Below are 18,104 nucleotides of genomic sequence, written 5' to 3' on the forward strand. Positions count from 1 at the left end.
GAGTTCGACGCACTATGGTGGTGTCGAGACATGTGGGTAAGAGCGTCAGTAGAACGCTTCGTAATAAAAGAGGAATATTATGTCCGGTGATAGAAAACAAAACTTACAAGACACTTTTTTAAATTCAGTCCGCAAAAGCAAAACGCCTTTGACGATATTTCTGGTCAATGGTGTAAAGCTACAAGGGGTTGTCACATGGTTTGATAATTTTTGTGTGCTGCTTCGGCGTGACGGACAAATCCAATTAGTCTATAAACACGCTATCTCGACGATAATGCCCTCTGGCAATGTGTCGCTATTTGAACAGGAACAAGATGTCGATTAAAACATTAGGCGCATATGCTTGAAACAAAAACTGATCAGCTCCGCGCCCTCGTTTTACACCCCCGCCTAGAGACGGGACGTTCTGAAAATACCGATTATGATTTGGAAGAGGCCGAAGGCCTTGCCGTTGCCCTTGACGTTGAAGTCGTTGAGGCCATCATTGTGCCTGTGCGCGAAATCCGCGCCAATGAATATTTCGGCAAGGGTAAGGTTGACGAAATCAAAGCCCAAGTGAAAGGGCAAGATATTGACCTTGTCATCGTCAACGGACCGCTGAGTCCGATACAGCAGCGTAACTTAGAGAAAAAATGGAATGCCAAGATAATTGACCGCACAGGCCTGATTTTGGAGATTTTTGGTCTGCGCGCGGCGACCAAGGAAGGTCGATTGCAGGTCGAACTTGCGCGCCTCGGGTATGAACGCTCCCGTCTTGTGCGGACTTGGACCCACTTGGAACGTCAAAAAGGCGGCTCTGGCTTTCTATCTGGGCCGGGCGAAACGCAGATCGAATCCGATCGCCGCATGTTGATGGATAAAATCGCCAAGATGCAAAAGGAACTTGACCAAGTGCGCCGCACGCGCGGTCTGCAACGGCAAAAACGCCAGCGCGCGCCTGAACGTGTTGTTGCGCTGGTGGGTTATACCAATGCGGGCAAATCATCACTATTTAACCGCCTAACAGAGGGCGGGGTCATGGCCAAAGATATGCTCTTTGCGACGCTTGATACAACCCACCGCATCATGCCGCTACCCAGTGGAAAACCCGCTGTGCTGTCTGATACTGTGGGATTTATCAAAGACCTGCCGACAGATCTTATCACCGCCTTTCGCGCAACGCTGGAAGAGGTAAAAGAGGCTGATTTGCTCGTCCATGTCCGTGATATCGCCGACCCGCTCTCTGATCGCCGCCGAGACAATGTCATGGACGTCTTAGATACGATTGAGGCCGGACCAGAGCATGGCCAAGCCATGATCGAGGTTTGGAACAAGGCTGATTTATTATCAGATGAGGATTTCGCCAAAGTCAAAGAGCGCGCCGTGGCGTCCCAAGCGATGGAAAAAGAAATGGCCGCCTATCTGGTTAGTTGCCTCTCTGGCAAAGGGCTTGATGATGTTGCAAACGGGATAGAGACGGCGCTATCGGCCGATGATAAAACGCTGAATGTGTGTATTCCGCCGTCTGATTACGGTGTGCGGGCATGGCTTCATGCAAACGGCGATGTGCTAGAAGAAGATAATAAGAAAAGCGGCGATTGCGTCATGAATGTGCGATTGTCAGAGGCGGATATGGGCAAGTTTCGGGCTCGCCACAGTGCGCTAATCGTCGATTAGGTTTTTTCCGCAGTCTTAGCCGCGACCCATAGCGCTTCCATATCATCAAGCGACATATCGGGTAGGGCGCGGCCAGAGGCTCTGGCGCCCGCTTCGACACTCATGAAACGACGGGTGAACTTGTCATTGGTGCGGCGTAGCGCGACCTCTGGATCAACGCCCAATTTGCGCGCAAGGTTCGTCACCGCAAATAAAAGGTCGCCCATTTCGTCTTCAATTGCGTCTTGATCGCCGCTGGCGCTCGCGTCGCGAACCTCATGGGCTTCCTCAATAATTTTATCCAAAACACCGTCGGTATTTGGCCAATCAAAACCAACACGGGCGGCGCGTTTTTGCAGTTTTTCAGCCCGCATCAGGGCGGGTAAGGCCAGGGCCACATCCGATAGCACCGATTGCGGCGTATCTTTGCCGCCGCCTTTTGCTTTGCGTTCGCGGGCTTTTATCTCTTCCCAGGCCAGCGTTTGGCTCTCGGATGTGCGCTCTGACGCGTCACCAAACACATGCGGGTGACGGCTCACCATTTTATCAACTAAGCCGTCCGCCACATCATCTAGGTCAAAATGGCCAAGCTCGCTTGCCATTTGCGAATGAAACACGACTTGCAGTAAAAGGTCGCCAAGCTCGTTTTGAAGCTCGCCCATATCGCCGCGGTTTATCGCGTCCACCACTTCATAGGCTTCTTCAATTGTGTAGGGTGTAATGGACGCAAAGTCCTGTTCCTGATCCCACGGGCATCCGCCGTCTGGATTGCGCAGCGCGGCCATAAGCTGTTTGACACGCTCATAAGGTGTTTTGCCGTCTATCGTCAGTGCCACGCCTAGCGACGCCCGCGAAAGGTTTGCACGACAAGCGCGCCAAGTACGAGGGCGGAGAGGCCATAGCTGGCCCAGATAAACGGCGCATATTGATCAAATTCTAGCATTAAATCGTCTCTATCGTGACAGTGGCATTGGGCACAGCGGTCTGACGTTCTGCGCGCGCGATCCTAATATCGCGCAGCACAGCGTTAATGACGAGCCAGCCTAGTAAACAGGTATAAGCCAGCGCCATGGTCAGCAGCGGTGCAATAATCTCTATGGGCATTGATGGTGCGCCGATTTTAGAAATACTTGCGGGTTGATGCAGACTATTCCACCACTCGACGGAATATTTGATAATCGGAATGTTAATCCAGCCGACCATGGCAAATATACTGGCGAGCCGCGCTGCGCGCTTCTTATCCTCTATCGTCGCCCAAATCGCCATATAGGCCAGATAGATAAACAGTAGAACCAGAACAGAGGTCATGCGGCCGTCCCATTCCCACCATGTGTTCCAAATTGGTTTGCCCCAAAGGCTGCCTGTCGCGAGCGCCAGAAACGTCATCGCTGCCCCCGGCAGAGCGCAAGCTTTGGCTGCACTATCAGCCAGCGGGTGCCGCCATACAAAGCTGACAAAACTGGCAACCGCAAGGCCCGTATAGGCCGCCATGGCGCACCACGCGGCAGGGACATGGACATACATAATGCGCACAGCGTCGCCTTGATCACGTTCAGCGGGGGAGGCAACAAGGCTAAGGTATAGCCCGATAATCAGCGCAATAATCGCCATGCCGCCAAGGATTGGCGAGGCATAGCGCGCAAACCGCTGAAACCGGACGGGATTGGCCAAATAAGTGATCATGGTTTACTCCAAATTCGCCGTTATGGCGGCGCTGGCGGCGGGCAATCCAATGGCCATGCCAATCAGGCTAAGCCCGGCAAGCGCGCGAAACTCCATCGCCATTATGCCCGTGCGCGCGAAACTGTCCACTGCGCTCAGCCCGAAAATCAACACGGGGATTAAGAACGGTGCTGAAATTAAGATTATAAGAAATCCGCCGCTACCGCGCCGCGACATAAGGGCGCTCGCAAGTGTCCCGTAAGCCGCCAGTGCGGGCGTTGCAAATATAACGGATAGCGCAAGTCCCGATATGGTAATCGTTGATAGGCCAAGCATAATGCCCGCCATGGGCAGCGCAAGCAGGATTGGGCCTACAGATAATATCGCAAATCCGACCGCTTTGGCTGTCACAACAGACAGACCAGAGGCTGGCGAAAGCAATACATGTTCTAACGTGCCGTCTGCCATATCACGGCTAAAGATGTCTTGAAATGACAACAGCGTTGAGAACATCACCGCAAGCCAGATCAGCGCGGGGCCGAGTGTACCCAATCGCGTTTTGTCAGCCCCAACCGCAATAACGCAAAACGTCAGGAACAGCGCAAAGAAGAAGATGCCCAAAAGCCACGCTCCGCCAGAGCGTATGGCAAGTTTTAAATCACGCAGGATAAGCGGCGTCATGCGGGCGCTCCTGCGGGCGCATCATCGAGCGTATTCAGCGTTAATCGTCTTGTATGGGCGGACATATTTTGCGCAGGATTGTGCGACGCGATAATGGCAGAGCCGCCACTTCGGATATGGCCTTCGACAAGGCTATGGATCAGGGCGACGCCTTTGGTGTCCATGGCGGCGGTGGGTTCATCCATCACCCACAGGGGCTTTTTGCTTAACATCAACCGCGCTAGCGCAAGCCTACGTTTTTGCCCTGCTGATAATGCGCCCGTGCGGACATCGGCGCGCATCGCCAACCCTACGGCCTTTAAAACACTGTCTGTGTCGTCAGGCACATCCATAAGATCAGCCCAAAAGACCAAACTTTCGTGCGCGGTTAGGGCTGATTTAAAGGCGTCATGGTGGCCTTGAAACCCGACCAAGTCTTTCGCTGCGACAGAGCGCCCGTCTTTGGACCAGTCAATTATGCCACTATCGGCGCGTGAAAAACCCGCCAGCAACCGAAGCAGCGATGTCTTACCCATACCATTGCCGCCGTTCACCCAGATAAGCTGCCCTGGGTCAATAGAAAAGCTGACACCCGAGAATAACAAAGCCGTCCCACGCGAGAGCGATAAATCCCTCACAGAGACTGTGAAGGACGGACTCTTACCTATGTCTACATCCGTTTTTGACATGGCTGTGTCCTAGCATTTTTGCAGGGGCTGTCGATAGCCATCGCCGCGATATATGCACCGAATTTGCGGCAGAACAAATTCACGCCGCACTGACATCTGCGACATTGGCGACGCGAAACCGTCTTGAGTTTAGCGCAATATCGCATAAAAGGGCGTCATGGCCTCTAAACATCAAAACCGTCGTCTTGGAATTATTGCGCTTTGTGCTGTGGCTTTAGGGGTTGGGGTCTGGATGTTGGGCCAAGCCCTGCGGTCTAATACTCAATTTTTTTATGACCCCAGCGAAATAGCGGCGCCAGGTTTTGCAGCCGCTACACCGACAATCCGTATTGGCGGCTTGGTTGTCGAAGGTAGCGTGCGTAAGGGAGAGGGTCTATTTACTGAATTTGATTTGGAAGATTTTGAAGGCGGCGCAGCGGGCAAGGTTACTGTGCGCTTTGACGGTGCGCTTCCGGATTTATTCCGTGAAGGTCAAGGTATTGTCGTCGTCGGGGCGCCCGAACGCGCAGGCGTGGTTAAGGCTGAAGAAGTTCTCGCAAAGCATGACGAGAATTACAAGCCGGCGACATAGCGCGGAACATTTTTTCAGAAATATTTGAGGGCATAAAGTCGGCGGACTGCTCAGTCGATGTGGGGCAACCTCGCAGCCCGCCTTCCTACCAAAGATAGGATGAGACCCTTATGCATGACTTTTTATAAGGGGGGCAGTGATTCACTGTTATTATGGTGAATAAATGTGGATGAGTTTCATTGAACCCTATGTTTTTGCTACATATCTATCAGCATTTTAAAAAAATACGCGTCTTAATTGTGAAGTATATGGTTAACGTGAATCCACGGCTTTAGTTTGCTCTCGGCGTGCAGGATTTCACCAGAATCAGTTTTGCTTGTGAAGACTGATTCGCCGCTTTAAGAACGCCTATGTCCAAACATTATGACATGATTATCGTCGGCGCCGGGCTGTCGGGCCTATTGACGGCATGGCGATGTTTGGATGTTAATCCTGATTTATCCGTGACGGTCATAGAGCGCGGCGCGCGTATTGGCGGTGACCATACATGGTCGTTTAATCTGACCGATGTTGCGCCAGAGCTGCACGATTGGATTGCGCCGTTCATCGCTTACCGTTGGGATAGCTATGAGGTGAAATTTCCCAAGCGCAAACGCACGCTAGATATTACCTATTGCACGGGGAACAGTGATACACTGCGCGCCTGTGTGCAGCCCCATATTGATAGCGGGCGGTTGACGGTGATGACTGATACGGCTGTGTCAGAGCTGGGCACTGAAACTGTGACGTTAGAGAGTGGTGAGGTTTTAAATGCTGCATGCGTGTTAGACGCGCGCGGGTTTGAACCCAATGATGATGTTTTTCTTGGCTACCAGAAATTTGTCGGCCACGTCATTAAGACCAAAGACCCGCACGGCGTGACGCGGCCCATCATTATGGACGCCACAGTCGCGCAGTTGGGCGGTTACCGTTTCGTCTATTGCCTGCCATATTCCGACACGGAAATTCTGGTTGAGGATACCTATTACACCGACGGCCCAGAGCTTCAGAGCCAAGAGGTCGACGCGCGGATCAAGGATTATATCCGCGATAATCTTGGCGTAAAAGACTATGAAGTTGTGCGGCGAGAGAAGGGCGTTTTGCCGATTACTTTGGCGGTAGATGAAAGTAGAAATTGGGAAGCCCTCAACACGATTGGTATTCGGGGCGGATTTTATCATGCAGTCACAGGGTACAGCTTTCCGGATGCGGTTAGAACGGCTGATAATATTGCTGATGCTATCGACTTAATGGATATTAATATTAGCCAAACTTTAAAGGCCGAAGCCGCTATGGAAATTCAGGCATCACGCAGATCGCATATAAAAGACGAAACCTTCCTCCGCCTGCTAAACCGTATGCTCTTTCGCGCCGCTAAACCCGAAGAACGCTACACGGTCCTGCAACGTTTTTACGGCCTTAACCAAGGCCTGATAGAGCGGTTTTATGCAGGTGAGCTGACATGGCGCGACAAAGCGCGCATCTTAATCGGAAAGCCGCCCGTACCCGTATCAAAAGCAATGTATAATTTAAGCGAAAAAGCCTTTATCAGGCGGGAACGCGAAAAACGGAAATCGAAATCATGAATGTTCAGCTAGACGAAAAACCGATCACTAAGACGGGTGATAAACCCACGGCCATTGTGGTGGGCGCAGGCTTTGGGGGCATTGCACTGGCCATTCGCCTGCAATCCATGGGGTTTCAAACCACCATGATCGATAAGCGCGACAAGCCGGGGGGGCGTGCCTATGTCTATGAGGAAAAAGGCTATAAATTTGACGGCGGTCCAACGGTCATCACCGACCCCAATTGTCTGCGCGAATTATTTGAACTGTCTGGCCGCAATATGGATGACTATGTCACCTTGTTGCCCGTTGACCCATTTTATCGTCTGCAATGGGAAGACGGCGATACCTTTGATTATAACAATGACGATGAATTTCTGATGGAGCAAATTCGCGACCGAAATCCCGATGATGTGGCGGGCTATTATAAATTCCTCGATTATTCAAAAGAGCTTTACCGTGAGGGTTATGAGAAGCTCGGCACCACGGCGTTTCTGAAAATGCGTCAAATGTTTGCTGCCGCGCCGCAATTGGTACGTTTGCGTGCAGACCGCTCAGTTTATTCGATGGTGAGCAAATTTGTTAAAAATGAACGCGTGCGGCAATTGCTGTCCTTTCAGTCGCTGCTCGTCGGTGGGAACCCGTTTAAGACAAGCTCCATTTACGCGCTTATCCATGCGCTGGAACGCCGCGACGGTGTCTGGTTTGCGAAAGGCGGTACGGGTGCCTTGGTGCGCGGTATGGTGCAACTGTTTGAAGATTTGGGCGGGGAGATACGCCTGTCGTCCGAAGTCGCAGACATCCACACCGACGGTGACCGCGTTACGGGTGTTACGACGCAGGACGGCTGGACGGGCTATGCCGATTTGGTGTGCTCCAACGCCGATGTCGTGCATACCTATTCCAAATTGCTGGCGGGACACAAACGCGGGCCGAGCTACGCCAAATCACTGAAACGTAAATCGCACTCTATGTCGCTGTTTGTGATTTACTTTGGCCTGAAAGCCAAACATCCCGATATGAAGCATCACATCATCTTGCTCGGCAATCGTTACAAAGAGCTGATTGCGGAAATTTTTGGCAAAGGCAAAAAACTGCCTGATGATTTCTCGCTCTATCTTCATGCGCCGAGTGTCACAGATGATAGCCTCGCGCCAGAGGGTTGCTCGGCCTATTACGTGCTATCGCCCGTGCCGCATCTGGGGAATGCCGATATTGATTGGGACGTCGTCGGACCGCAATATACTGATAAGATTTTAGACTACCTAGAGAAACATTCCATTCCGAACCTGCGCCGTGATTTGGATGTGGTCAAAACACTGACACCATTCGGCTTTCGTGATGACCTGAACAGCCACCTTGGCAGTGCGTTTTCAGTCGAGCCCATCCTGACCCAATCCGCGTGGTTCCGCCCGCATAATCGCGACGATAAAATCGGCAATATGTATATTGTCGGCGCAGGCACCCACCCCGGCGCAGGTGTGCCCGGTGTGGTCGGCGCGGCCAAAGCCACAGCAGGGGTCATAGAGCAGGACTTTGACGGCGTGCTAAGCGCGTATAAAGCAAGCTCTGGTTGGCCCAGTAACCGCTAATGTCCAGAGACACATAATGGACGCTATCACCGCACACGGTCACGCGAGTATCAAACAAGGCAGCAAAAGCTTTGCGCTCGCCAGCCGTGTTTTGCCGCCAGCGCTACGCGATGACGCGTCCATGCTTTATGCGTGGTGTCGTTATTGCGACGACGTGATTGACGGGCAAATCATGGGCCACGACCAGATTGCGGATTACAAAACAGGGCAGTCTGAGCGCTTAGAGCGGCTACGGGCTGATACGCGGGCCGCACTGAACGGTGAGCCAACGGATAATCCCGTTTACGCTGGCCTCGCCCGTGTTGTTGCGACCCATAACATTGATCATAAACATCCGTTTGATCTGCTAAAAGGGTTTGAAATGGACGCGAGTGAGCGCGTTTACGTGACCGTCGATGATATCCTTGATTATAGCTACCACGTCGCGGGTGTCGTTGGCGTGATGATGGCCAATATTATGGGGGTGCGGGACGCTGCGACGCTCGACCGCGCCTCTGATCTAGGGCTGGCGTTTCAGCTGACTAATATTGCGCGCGATGTCGTGGATGATGCCCGCGCTGACCGTGTGTTTGTGCCGCGTGAATTACTTCGCGCAACGGGGGCGCCGATTGATGCCGCAGAGCTGGCGAAGCCCGCGCACTGGCCCGCCGCGCACCGCGCCGCCTGCGCGCAGCTCGATATCGCAGAGCGCTATTACGCCAGCGCCAAGGTTGGTATCAAAGAATTAGATTTTCGCTGTGCCTGGGCCATTACGGCGGCGTTGTCAGTCTATCGCGACATTGGCGAGAAACTCCGCAAAGTCGGAGCAGAGGGCTGGGAAGGCCGCGTCAGCGCGAGTAAGGGTCGGAAAGTGGCGTTGGCAATGGGCGCGGTAGCCCCAGCGATTGTGCGGGGGCGTGTTACTAATGTGTCGCGCGATGGGTTTTATCAGCGGCCTTAGCCGCGGTTCACATCCCGCAGCGCGAAATACATATGACCGGCGTGAATAACGACAAATAAACCTGCCATGAAATAGGTTGACGCTTTCACAACAGATAGGGCGGTTGGGTCTGATGTTACCTCGGGATCCTTCATGATGAGGACACTAAACACGCTCAGCATGATGGCGGCCAAAAGAGGTGTAAACATAACCGCCCATAATTTTGGAGCCCGCCAATTAACGGATTTATCAAGCCCCCATTGCATCGGTAATTTCGCGCCCTCTGGCGCTTTGAAATAGGCGAAAGCAGAAATAATGACCATGATACCAACGGCTTCTAATGTTATCAAAAGAAGATAATTCATGACGTCTATCCTGCTGGGTTTTTAAGCTGGGCTTTTAACCTATCAGGTTTCTCTGCCCATAAAAAGCCAAAGCTGACCGCGCCTTCACGGGTTGTAACGTGGTGGTGCATACGGTGGGCGAGGACGAGACGGTGTGGGTATCCCCACAGCAAGCGTTTTGACGGCGTATAGTGAAAGGGCCAACGTTGATGGACTAGCCCGTCATGGACGATGGCATAAAGCACGCCATAAACGGTAAAACCGACGCCAATATACCACAGTGGGCTCCACCATAATGTGCCCGCGATAAAGAGGGCTGCGGCGATAAAGCTAAAGCAAACGGCGTATAGGTCGTTACGCTCAAACGGGCCTTCCGTGTGGCGGTGGTGGCTTTCGTGCCATGCCCATCCGCGCTCACCGTGCATGTAGTATTTGTGAAAGAGTATCGCGAAGACTTCCATGAAAATCACGCTCGCGATGATAATGGCGATATTGATAATCATGCGGTCTCCTTGGCGTGATTGGGGACATCACCCTTTCGTGCGGGGAGGCGCCACCACGGCTCATGCGGATAGAGGTGGTGTTCATGGTGATAGCCAAAATGAAAACAGCTCAGCAGTGACAACCATTTCGGGTAATTATTAGACCGCGCTTTGTGATGATCGGGGAAGGTGTCCTTGTGACGGTGGGTGAGGAACGTGCCATAGTAAAAAAGCTGCACGGATGACAATATCGCCGGCACAGCCCACATGATGATGGTGTTAAGGTATGGCGCGCCGAGCAGTAGATAAACGACCGTGAACCCCACAAGCGTTAAAAACTGCCGCAATCCGAAGTATTGGAAAAAGAATTTTGCGTACCAGCCCCAAAAATGCACAGGGTCTTTGGCATTGAAATCGGGGTCATCCGCTGTGCCGCTATGATCATGGTGAGCGTGGTGGGCCGTGCGCATATATTTCCAATCAAACCCCGCATAGACAAACATAATCGCCGTCCCGATGGCTGCGTTGACCTTTGGACGCCCCGGCGCAAGAGAGCCGTGCATCGTGTCATGGGCGACAATAAACAACCCAACATATAACCAGCATTGCAGCGCGATCAGCCCGACCGTCTGCCATAAGGGCGCGGATAGGGCGTGGAAAAATACGCTATAGATATGGACAGTTGCCCAGGCAGTACAGACAAGCGCAGCCAAAACCAGACCCGTATAGCGGGCTGGCACTTTTGCTTTGACTGTCATCTCTACACTCATAAAATCCTTAAGCGCGGCGCATCATATGTGAAATGCCCGCCGCCAAAATCAGCGCGACTAAGGCCCCGCCGAATAAAACATACCACACAGGTAGCAAATCCGCCATGCTCTGTCCCCGTGCCAAAATGCCGTAGACCGCATCAATAACATAAGAATTGGGTGTGAACTGACCAAGGTTCTGTAGCCAATCAGGCATCATGAAACGCGGCACCATGGACCCGCCCACGGCAGAGAACAGCAGCACTAAAAACGTTGATACCGTATGCATTTGCGCCGCAGAGCCGCATAGGCTTGCGACCAGTAGCGCCAGTCCACTGGACAGCGCCGCCGCGCCCAAACAGGCGACCGCAAGGCCGGGCAGGTGGTCGGTTACAGGCACGTCAAAGAACACCGCTGCCACGCCGCAAATTATCGCCGCTTGGATAAAGCCTATGAGGCTAAGAAATAAGAACTTGCCCGTTAGCATCGATAGCGTTCCAATAGGGCCGAGCAGCAAACGCTGGGTAATACCCGTTTTACGCTCATCCAGCGACAGGCCTGCGCCTTGCATGGCAGAGAATAATAGGAATAAGACTGCCGTTGCGCCGATATAATAAGTCACGGATTGATCCGCGACGCTAAGGTCATCATCGCTATCAAGCGCGGAAATATCAGTAAATATCGCGGGCATCGATTGACCGCTTTGGTCGGCTAGGCGCTGCCTGATTTGGCCTTTAAGGACGGTGGCGGCAATATCGCGGCTAGGTTCTGATACGATCACAATGGCGGGTGCGGACGGGTCGGCAATATCACCTGCCAAAACCAGCCCAACGTCATCTTGGCCCAACCGAACCCGCTCGCGTATGTCGGAAAGCGTCCAATCGTCATTAAAAGTCAGTGTGAAATCATTCGATTTTTGTAGATCGCTCGCCAGCAGCTGTGTTGCGGGGGCTTGGCTTGTCACGGCCATACTGGCGCGCAAGTCCAAATCACCGCCCGATGCATTGGCAAAAATCGCCGCGAAAATGGCGAAAATAAATCCCGGCAGCACAAAGGCCAGCACCAGCGCGCCCTTGTCCCGCCAGAGGCGCAAGCCCATGATTTTGAAAATGGCCCTAATCATTGCGGCTCTCTGATGAAGGCTGTTTGGGCAGTCGTCCTGTGCGCTCGACCGAATGTAATAAATGGGTGAGGCCAGGGCGGCGCACGCTTATTTCCCGCACGATATCATTACCCCCGCGTAGGCTCGCCATGAAGGCAGAAACGAATGACACCTCGGATGCATTGGTCAACGTTGACCACTCTGTCGCTGTGTCGCCTTGGGAAAAATTAAACGGCTTTAGCGCATGGATAGTTGGCGCGTCAGGTGGGCTTGAGAAACGCACAACGACTTCGCGTGATGTGCTGAAATTTTGCGCCATAATATTGGCGGGCGTGTCAAAGGCGAGGGTCTGGCCACCCGCCAAAATCAACAGCTTGTCACATATCGCCTCGGCCTGTTCCAATTCATGGGTAATTAATAGGACAGCCTTTCCCGACGTTGCGATACTGCGCGCAAGGCGGTGAAGACTATCGCGCGCGGGAATGTCAACGCCCGCCGTCGGCTCGTCTAAGATGAGGATTTTCGGGTTGTGCATGATAGCGGCGGCGACATTAATACGGCGCTTCATCCCGCCAGATAGGGCGCTGACTAATGTGTCCTGTTTGTCCATTAAATCAACGTCATGCAGCGCAGCGCTGACAATCTCTTTACGGGTCTTGAGGCCTTTAATACCCATCATCTGCGCAAAGACAGTCAGGTTTTCGCGCGCCGTCATATGCGGGTATAGCCCGATATCTTGGGGAACAAGGCCAATTAATTGTTGACGGTTCTGGCCGTTTTTCAGGCGCTTATCTGCAATCGTGAAGTGACCACCGCTTAGATTAATATGACCGCATAAAGCCTTGATAAATGTCGTTTTTCCAGCACCGTTAGGGCCAATAACGCCAATTATTTCGCCGGGATTGACGGTAACATTTAAACCTTCAAGTGCGCGAAAATTTTTGTAATCCACACTGACGTTATGGGATTGTAACGCGGCGACTTTTGCGGCTGTTGGCATTACTTTAAAAACGCAAATTGTGCGTCTAACACGGCGTCTAATGTGTCGCTATTGGACAGTTTAGCGCGGCCCAGTGCCTCTTTGGCGGCGGTGATATATCCACTTAGTCGTTCCATTGCGGCCTCTGATCCGGTGAGGGCTAAAATGGTTGCTTTGCCCGTATCGCGGCCCACGGATTTTTCCGCCTCTGCATCGCTCATCACTGTGTCTTTGACATCATCAAGCAGTTGAAAGGCAAGCCCAAGATGATGCGAAAAATCTTTCAATGCGCCGCGTTGACTGGCGGACACGCCCGCAATTATCGCTGCGCCTTCAATCGCGAAATCAAATAATGCGCCTGTCTTTAACGTATTCAGCCGTTCAATTTCCGCGACACTCGCGCTGGTGTCTGTGTTGGATAAATCAGCAATTTGTCCGGCGATCAATCCTTTTGAACCCACGGCATAAGATAGCAAATCGACAAGCTCTATCCGCCGTTCTGCGCTGACATCGGGTAGTTGTGCCAATACACCAAAGGCACGGTTGAGCAGTGCGGTCGCCGTTAAAATCGCCGTGCTTTCGTCAAAGGCAATATGGGTTGTTGGTTGATTACGGCGCAGCGCTGCGTCATCCATACAGGGCAAGTCATCCAAAATCAGTGAGGCCGCATGCACCATTTCTGATACGCACCCCACATAAGTTGCCGCCGTACCCTCAAAGCCTGCGCCTTTGGCGACAAAGACACACAGCAAAGGCCGAAACCGCTTTCCCGGCGACAACAGGGCATGACGTTGCGCAGCATGTAACTGCACAGGCCAAGTCTGCGCCGACGGAATAATATCTTTGAGCCGTGTCTCAATGCTGGCGCGCGCGGCTTTTATCGCTCTAATGTTGTGCGCGTGTCTATCAACAGTTGAGCGAATGGGTGTGGGCGAAGAATCCATGCTCTCTTTTGGCATAGGGCTATCATTTCGCAAAGGGGTAAGCGCCTATAATCTGGTCGCGTGATGCCGCAGGTGATCCTCAATAAATGTCGCGATAAAGAAATAGCTGTGATCATAGCCTGCTTGCATGCGGATTGTGTGGTCTTGACCCATTTTTTCGCAAGCCGCGGTGAAAATATCTGTCCGCAAATGCTCCGAGAGGAATTGATCATCTGTGCCTTGGTCAATCAGGATATTTGTGTCGGTTGTGCCGCGCATAAGAAGCTCTGTCGCGTCATAATCTGCCCATTTTGTTTCGTCTTTGCCCAAATAGCCCTCAAACGCACCGCGGCCCCAGGCGACTTGACTCGGCGCGACAATAGGCGAGAAGGCAGAGCATGTTTTGAACAATTTGGGGTTTTTCAAATGCAGTGTCAGCGCGCCGTGCCCGCCCATACTATGGCCAAAAATGCCCATACGGTCGATGTCAACGGGTAGGGTTTCTGATATCCACGCGGTTAGCTCGTCTCGGATATAACTTTCCATATTATAGTGCTTCGCCCACGGCTTCGCAGTCGCGTCCAGATAAAAGCCTGCGCCTTTGCCAAAATCATAGCGGTCCTCTGTATCGGGCACATCATCGCCGCGCGGCGATGTGTCAGGCATAACTAGCACAATGCCAAGCTCTGCCGCCACACGCTGCGCCCCCGCTTTGGTCTGAAAATTTGTAGTGTCACAGGTCAGCCCCGACAACCAAATCAAGACGGGGGCGTCTCCAGTGTCCGTCGAGACGCCGTCTGGCGTGAATACCGCCACTTTCATATCGCAATCACACGCGTCAGAGCGGTGCTTATAAGTCGCCTGAACGCCGCCAAACATTTTATTGTGGGAGATAGGGGTGGGGGTCATTTTGTGCCTAATCTTTCCTTGGCTTTAGCCGTATGTTGGAGATGTTCATATGAGCAAAACGGAAAATATAAGGTGTCATACTGTGAGCTTCTATCGGTTTCACCTTTTAATCTAAGGAAAATTTTACTTAACCACGAGGGCGAGAGAATAAATTTGTAGGGCTCATCTGATTGTAAAAGCAAAATACTTCTTTTTATATCCTCTCTCAAAAGCCAAGTGTTTTGTGTTGCCTTGCGTATTTTCTGTTTCTTAAAGTCACTGTATAAGGGCCAGATGACGTTGTTATGAATTGCAAACACGGCATCGTCCTCCGTTTCGGGAATGGCATCCTCATATGCAAAGTTTGTGATTTTCCCAGTGTAAAACTGCTTTAAAAGCACAATGAATTGATTTCTTGCTTCGCGGTCAATCAACTTTAAAACTCCACCACGCTTCTGATACTCTCCCCCGCGTGCATCAGATCAAAGGCTTTATTGATATCCTCTATGCCCATTTTATGGGTAATCAGCGGGTCGATTTGGATGCGGCCATCCATATACATGTCCACGATAGAGGGCACATCGGTGCGGCCGCGCGCGCCGCCAAAGGCTGTGCCGCGCCAGCTTCGCCCGGTAACGAGTTGGAACGGACGGGTGCTGATTTCCTTACCTGCGCCCGCGACGCCGATGATAATACTCTCGCCCCAGCCTTTGTGGCACGTCTCTAGCGCGACGCGCATAACGTCGACATTGCCGATACATTCAAATGTGTAATCCGCGCCGCCGCCTGTAATCTCGACATTGTGCCCTGTTAGGTCGGATACATCTTTGGGGTTGACGAAATCCGTCATACCAAATTTGCGCGCCATGGCTTCGCGGGCGGGGTTGAGGTCAACGCCGACGATTTGCTTGCACCCGACCATTTTCAAGCCCTGAATAACGTTCAGGCCAATGCCGCCGAGGCCGAACACTACGCAGCGCGTATTTGGCTCCACCTTGGCCGTGTAAATCACCGCGCCAACGCCTGTTGTGACACCGCAGCCGATATAACAGGCCATATCAAAGGGTGCGTCTTTGCGGATTTTCGCTACAGAGACCTCGGGCAACACTGTGTAATTAGAAAATGTCGAGCAGCCCATATAATGCAGGATTTTTTCACCCTTATAGCTAAAGCGGCTCTCGCCGTTTGGCATGACGCCTTTGCCTTGGGTGGCGCGCACAGATTGGCAGAGGTTGGTTTTGGGATGCAGGCAATAGTCACATTCGCGGCATTCAGCCGTATAAAGCGGGATAACGTGGTCGCCGGGAACAACGGATGTCACGCCCGCGCCGACCTCTCGCACAATGCCTGCCCCTTCATGGCCCAGCACAGCGGGGAAGGCCCCTTCGGGGTCATCGCCAGAGAGCGTGAAGGCATCTGTGTGGCATATGCCTGTAGCCTTAATCTCGATCAGGACTTCGCCCGCTTTGGGGCCGTCAACATCAATCTCGACAATTTCTAGCGGTTTTCCAGCTTCAAAGGCGACGGCGGCGCGTGATTTCATGATGATGTCCTCGCATTAACGTGATGTGTCTTACGTCTATCCCTAGGCTGTATCGGGCTGGCTGTTAATCTTATTTTTCAAGCTTTTTGTTATTCATGCGGCCTATGACGCAAACTGTTGCACAGAACGGGCAGGGATCTAAGCCTGCTTCACCCTATAACCACGGGGAGTATTTTGGTGCGCTTGATGGTTTCAGGGGCGTGCTGGCTTTGTTGGTGGCTGTCTATCACACACCGTGGGAAAGCTGGTTTAACAATACGCCTTTCATGGATCAGGGCACCGTTTTAATTGATTTGTTTTTTGTATTTTCGGGCTTTTTAATGTTCCGGCTTTACGGCGATAAAATCCATGACGTGGGCGCTGGTCGGGCCTTTATGGTCAAGCGTATCGCTCGGCTTTATCCCATCCATTTTGTCATGACGATGATGTTCCTTGCTTTTGCTTTGGCGCGGATATTAGCGCATAAAATTGGCTTATCGACGCAAGAAGCTGGCGAGGTTTTACCGTTCGCGGCGGGCGCGCCAGAGAACATCTGGAGCCTTTTATCAAACCTGACCCTGACCCAAGCCATGGGGCTGCATGATAGCCTGACATTCAACCCGCCAAGCTGGACGATTAGTGTTGAGTTCTTTGCCTATTTTGTGTTCATTGCCATGCTGATTTGGGCGCCGCCAAAGCGGGCCTTCCACTTTGGATTAATTGGGGCAGGAGTCGCAGGGCTCTATGTTTTTTTGGCATCACAAAAACCCAATATGGATATCACCCATGACCTTGCATTTTGGCGCTGCCTTGCTGGGTTCTTCACAGGCGTCATTGGGGCGAGAATTTACGGCATTGTGATAAAAGACAAATCTTTAAATTCAGTAAATTCAATGAGTTATACAAATATACTCGAGTGTGCGGCGCTGCTTATTTATCTGCTATTTGTTGGGTATTGCGGCGGGAAAATGCAGTTCCTTGTCGGGCCTGTTGCGCTTTTATTTGTTGTGGTTTTTGCACAAGACAAAGGCTTTATTTCGCGCCTAATGATGCGGCCCGTCTTTGGTTATCTCGCGAAAATTTCTTATTCTGTTTATATGATTCACGTCATTATCGCGATTGTTTTTGATATGTTTGGCGGACGCGCGTTGAGCCGCATTTTCGGAGCCGGCTGGCATGACACAGCGGTCTGGGGTGATCTCTATATACTGCCTTATTTATTAGTTGTGATTGGCTGCGCGCATCTCTCGGTGATTTACATTGAGCGCCCGGGTGCGCGGCTAATTAACCACATCTTTACCCGTCCCAAGCTTGCGTCTGCGCGCCAGACAGGCTAAGCGCCCGCCCATGAGCACACGATACGATAAACTTGATCAATTAGGCCAGATGAAGGGTCTTCCGACGTCGCCAGATGAGGCGGTATTAGAGCGCGTGAAAAACCCGTGTGACGAGCCCTATATGGTGCGCCTTGTCGCGCCTGAGTTCACTAGCATCTGCCCCGTGACGGGACAGCCAGACTTTGCCCATTTGGTTGTGGATTACGTGCCGGATGATTGGATTGTCGAAAGCAAAGCCTTCAAGCTATTTCTGGGGTCTTACCGTAATCATGGCGATTTTCACGAAGCCTGCACCACAGGCATCGGCCAGCGTTTGGTGAAAGAAATTTCGCCGCAATGGTTACGGATTGGCGGTTATTGGTATCCGCGCGGCGGTATTCCGATTGATGTATTTTATCAATTTGGTGAGGCGCCCAAAGGTGTTTGGATACCTGACCAGGGCGTTCCGCCTTACCGCGGGCGTGGATAATCCTGCCAGATGACCAGTGCATACGGTTTTTGGCGGG

The 18,104-nt window shown here is 52.2% G+C and carries 22 protein-coding genes; 8 read left to right on the top strand and 14 right to left on the bottom strand.

Annotated features, from left to right (window positions below; translation table 11 throughout):
* Nucleotides 1–79: 79 nt before the first annotated feature.
* Nucleotides 80–325, top strand: a complete 246-nt coding sequence (gene hfq, locus AB6B37_RS04890) for an RNA chaperone Hfq (RefSeq protein ID WP_371397775.1) — start codon at nt 80–82, stop codon at nt 323–325.
* A 14-nt stretch (nt 326–339) separates the two neighbouring features.
* Nucleotides 340–1,656, top strand: a complete 1,317-nt coding sequence (gene hflX / locus AB6B37_RS04895; RefSeq protein WP_371397776.1) for a GTPase HflX — start codon at nt 340–342, stop codon at nt 1,654–1,656.
* Here the strand turns inward: hflX and mazG are convergent.
* The 5 genes from mazG to ccmA are packed head-to-tail and all read right to left on the bottom strand — an operon-like array spanning nt 1,653 to nt 4,646.
* The gene (mazG, locus tag AB6B37_RS04900) at nt 1,653–2,471 is read right to left on the bottom strand and encodes a nucleoside triphosphate pyrophosphohydrolase (RefSeq protein WP_371397777.1); all 819 of its coding nucleotides are present in this window, start codon (nt 2,469–2,471) and stop codon (nt 1,653–1,655) included. The two genes, hflX and mazG, sit on opposite strands and share 4 nt — an antisense overlap.
* Before the next feature lie 2 nt (nt 2,472–2,473).
* Nucleotides 2,474–2,578, bottom strand: coding sequence for a heme exporter protein CcmD (gene ccmD / locus AB6B37_RS04905; RefSeq protein ID WP_371397778.1), 105 nt, complete (start codon nt 2,576–2,578; stop codon nt 2,474–2,476).
* Nucleotides 2,578–3,318 carry a heme ABC transporter permease CcmC gene (ccmC, locus tag AB6B37_RS04910; protein ID WP_371397779.1) on the bottom strand — a complete coding sequence of 247 codons (741 nt, stop codon included), beginning with the start codon at nt 3,316–3,318 and terminating at the stop codon, nt 2,578–2,580. The genes ccmD and ccmC overlap by 1 nt, the downstream gene beginning before the upstream one ends.
* 3 nt (nt 3,319–3,321) lie before the next feature.
* Nucleotides 3,322–3,978 carry a heme exporter protein CcmB gene (locus AB6B37_RS04915; protein ID WP_371397780.1) on the bottom strand — a complete coding sequence of 219 codons (657 nt, stop codon included), beginning with the start codon at nt 3,976–3,978 and terminating at the stop codon, nt 3,322–3,324.
* A complete protein-coding gene (gene ccmA, locus AB6B37_RS04920; protein WP_371397781.1) occupies nt 3,975–4,646 on the bottom strand; it encodes a heme ABC exporter ATP-binding protein CcmA in 672 nt (223 codons plus the stop codon). Before ccmA ends, AB6B37_RS04915 begins: the two co-directional genes overlap by 4 nt.
* 157 nt (nt 4,647–4,803) lie before the next feature.
* Here ccmA and AB6B37_RS04925 point away from each other — a divergent pair, with 157 nt between their 5' ends.
* The 4 genes from AB6B37_RS04925 (at nt 4,804) to AB6B37_RS04940 (ending at nt 9,293) form a co-directional block, all read left to right on the top strand.
* Complete coding sequence (locus tag AB6B37_RS04925; protein ID WP_371397782.1) at nt 4,804–5,217, top strand: cytochrome c maturation protein CcmE; 414 nt, start codon at nt 4,804–4,806, stop codon at nt 5,215–5,217.
* Between the two features lie 350 nt (nt 5,218–5,567).
* Complete coding sequence (gene crtY / locus AB6B37_RS04930; RefSeq protein WP_371397783.1) at nt 5,568–6,782, top strand: lycopene beta-cyclase CrtY; 1,215 nt, start codon at nt 5,568–5,570, stop codon at nt 6,780–6,782.
* The gene (locus AB6B37_RS04935; protein WP_371397784.1) at nt 6,779–8,353 is read left to right on the top strand and encodes a phytoene desaturase; all 1,575 of its coding nucleotides are present in this window, start codon (nt 6,779–6,781) and stop codon (nt 8,351–8,353) included. The genes crtY and AB6B37_RS04935 overlap by 4 nt, the downstream gene beginning before the upstream one ends.
* A gap of 16 nt (nt 8,354–8,369) precedes the next feature.
* Nucleotides 8,370–9,293: a phytoene/squalene synthase family protein gene (locus tag AB6B37_RS04940; RefSeq protein WP_371397785.1), complete on the top strand. Its 924-nt coding sequence runs from the start codon at nt 8,370–8,372 to the stop codon at nt 9,291–9,293.
* Here the strand turns inward: AB6B37_RS04940 and AB6B37_RS04945 are convergent.
* From AB6B37_RS04945 to AB6B37_RS04985, 9 genes are read right to left on the bottom strand one after another with little or no spacing between them, the layout of a single operon-like run.
* The gene (locus AB6B37_RS04945) at nt 9,290–9,637 is read right to left on the bottom strand and encodes a hypothetical protein (protein WP_371397786.1); all 348 of its coding nucleotides are present in this window, start codon (nt 9,635–9,637) and stop codon (nt 9,290–9,292) included. The two genes, AB6B37_RS04940 and AB6B37_RS04945, sit on opposite strands and share 4 nt — an antisense overlap.
* Nucleotides 9,638–9,642: 5 nt before the next feature.
* The gene (locus AB6B37_RS04950) at nt 9,643–10,119 is read right to left on the bottom strand and encodes a beta-carotene hydroxylase (RefSeq protein WP_371397787.1); all 477 of its coding nucleotides are present in this window, start codon (nt 10,117–10,119) and stop codon (nt 9,643–9,645) included.
* Nucleotides 10,116–10,868 (bottom strand): fatty acid desaturase, encoded by a 753-nt coding sequence (locus tag AB6B37_RS04955; protein WP_371397788.1) that lies wholly within the window; start codon nt 10,866–10,868, stop codon nt 10,116–10,118. The genes AB6B37_RS04950 and AB6B37_RS04955 overlap by 4 nt, the downstream gene beginning before the upstream one ends.
* A gap of 7 nt (nt 10,869–10,875) precedes the next feature.
* Nucleotides 10,876–11,970, bottom strand: a complete 1,095-nt coding sequence (locus tag AB6B37_RS04960; protein WP_371397789.1) for an ABC transporter permease — start codon at nt 11,968–11,970, stop codon at nt 10,876–10,878.
* Nucleotides 11,963–12,949: an ABC transporter ATP-binding protein gene (locus AB6B37_RS04965; protein ID WP_371397790.1), complete on the bottom strand. Its 987-nt coding sequence runs from the start codon at nt 12,947–12,949 to the stop codon at nt 11,963–11,965. Before AB6B37_RS04965 ends, AB6B37_RS04960 begins: the two co-directional genes overlap by 8 nt.
* Nucleotides 12,949–13,872, bottom strand: a complete 924-nt coding sequence (locus tag AB6B37_RS04970; protein ID WP_371397791.1) for a polyprenyl synthetase family protein — start codon at nt 13,870–13,872, stop codon at nt 12,949–12,951. Before AB6B37_RS04970 ends, AB6B37_RS04965 begins: the two co-directional genes overlap by 1 nt.
* A 45-nt stretch (nt 13,873–13,917) precedes the next feature.
* Complete coding sequence (gene fghA / locus AB6B37_RS04975) at nt 13,918–14,760, bottom strand: S-formylglutathione hydrolase (protein WP_371397792.1); 843 nt, start codon at nt 14,758–14,760, stop codon at nt 13,918–13,920.
* Nucleotides 14,757–15,173, bottom strand: coding sequence for a hypothetical protein (locus AB6B37_RS04980; protein WP_371397793.1), 417 nt, complete (start codon nt 15,171–15,173; stop codon nt 14,757–14,759). The genes fghA and AB6B37_RS04980 overlap by 4 nt, the downstream gene beginning before the upstream one ends.
* Before the next feature lie 2 nt (nt 15,174–15,175).
* The gene (locus AB6B37_RS04985; RefSeq protein WP_371397794.1) at nt 15,176–16,282 is read right to left on the bottom strand and encodes an S-(hydroxymethyl)glutathione dehydrogenase/class III alcohol dehydrogenase; all 1,107 of its coding nucleotides are present in this window, start codon (nt 16,280–16,282) and stop codon (nt 15,176–15,178) included.
* Nucleotides 16,283–16,386: 104 nt separating this feature from the next.
* On the opposite strand from AB6B37_RS04985, the gene AB6B37_RS04990 reads away from it, so the two are divergent.
* Both AB6B37_RS04990 and queF read left to right on the top strand, forming a co-directional pair.
* Nucleotides 16,387–17,598, top strand: a complete 1,212-nt coding sequence (locus tag AB6B37_RS04990; RefSeq protein WP_371397795.1) for an acyltransferase family protein — start codon at nt 16,387–16,389, stop codon at nt 17,596–17,598.
* A 10-nt stretch (nt 17,599–17,608) separates the two neighbouring features.
* The gene (queF, locus tag AB6B37_RS04995; protein ID WP_371397796.1) at nt 17,609–18,067 is read left to right on the top strand and encodes a preQ(1) synthase; all 459 of its coding nucleotides are present in this window, start codon (nt 17,609–17,611) and stop codon (nt 18,065–18,067) included.
* Nucleotides 18,068–18,104 lie beyond the last annotated feature (37 nt).

Source organism: Fretibacter rubidus, assembly GCF_041429785.1.
GTDB classification, from domain to species: domain Bacteria; phylum Pseudomonadota; class Alphaproteobacteria; order Caulobacterales; family Maricaulaceae; genus Fretibacter; species Fretibacter rubidus.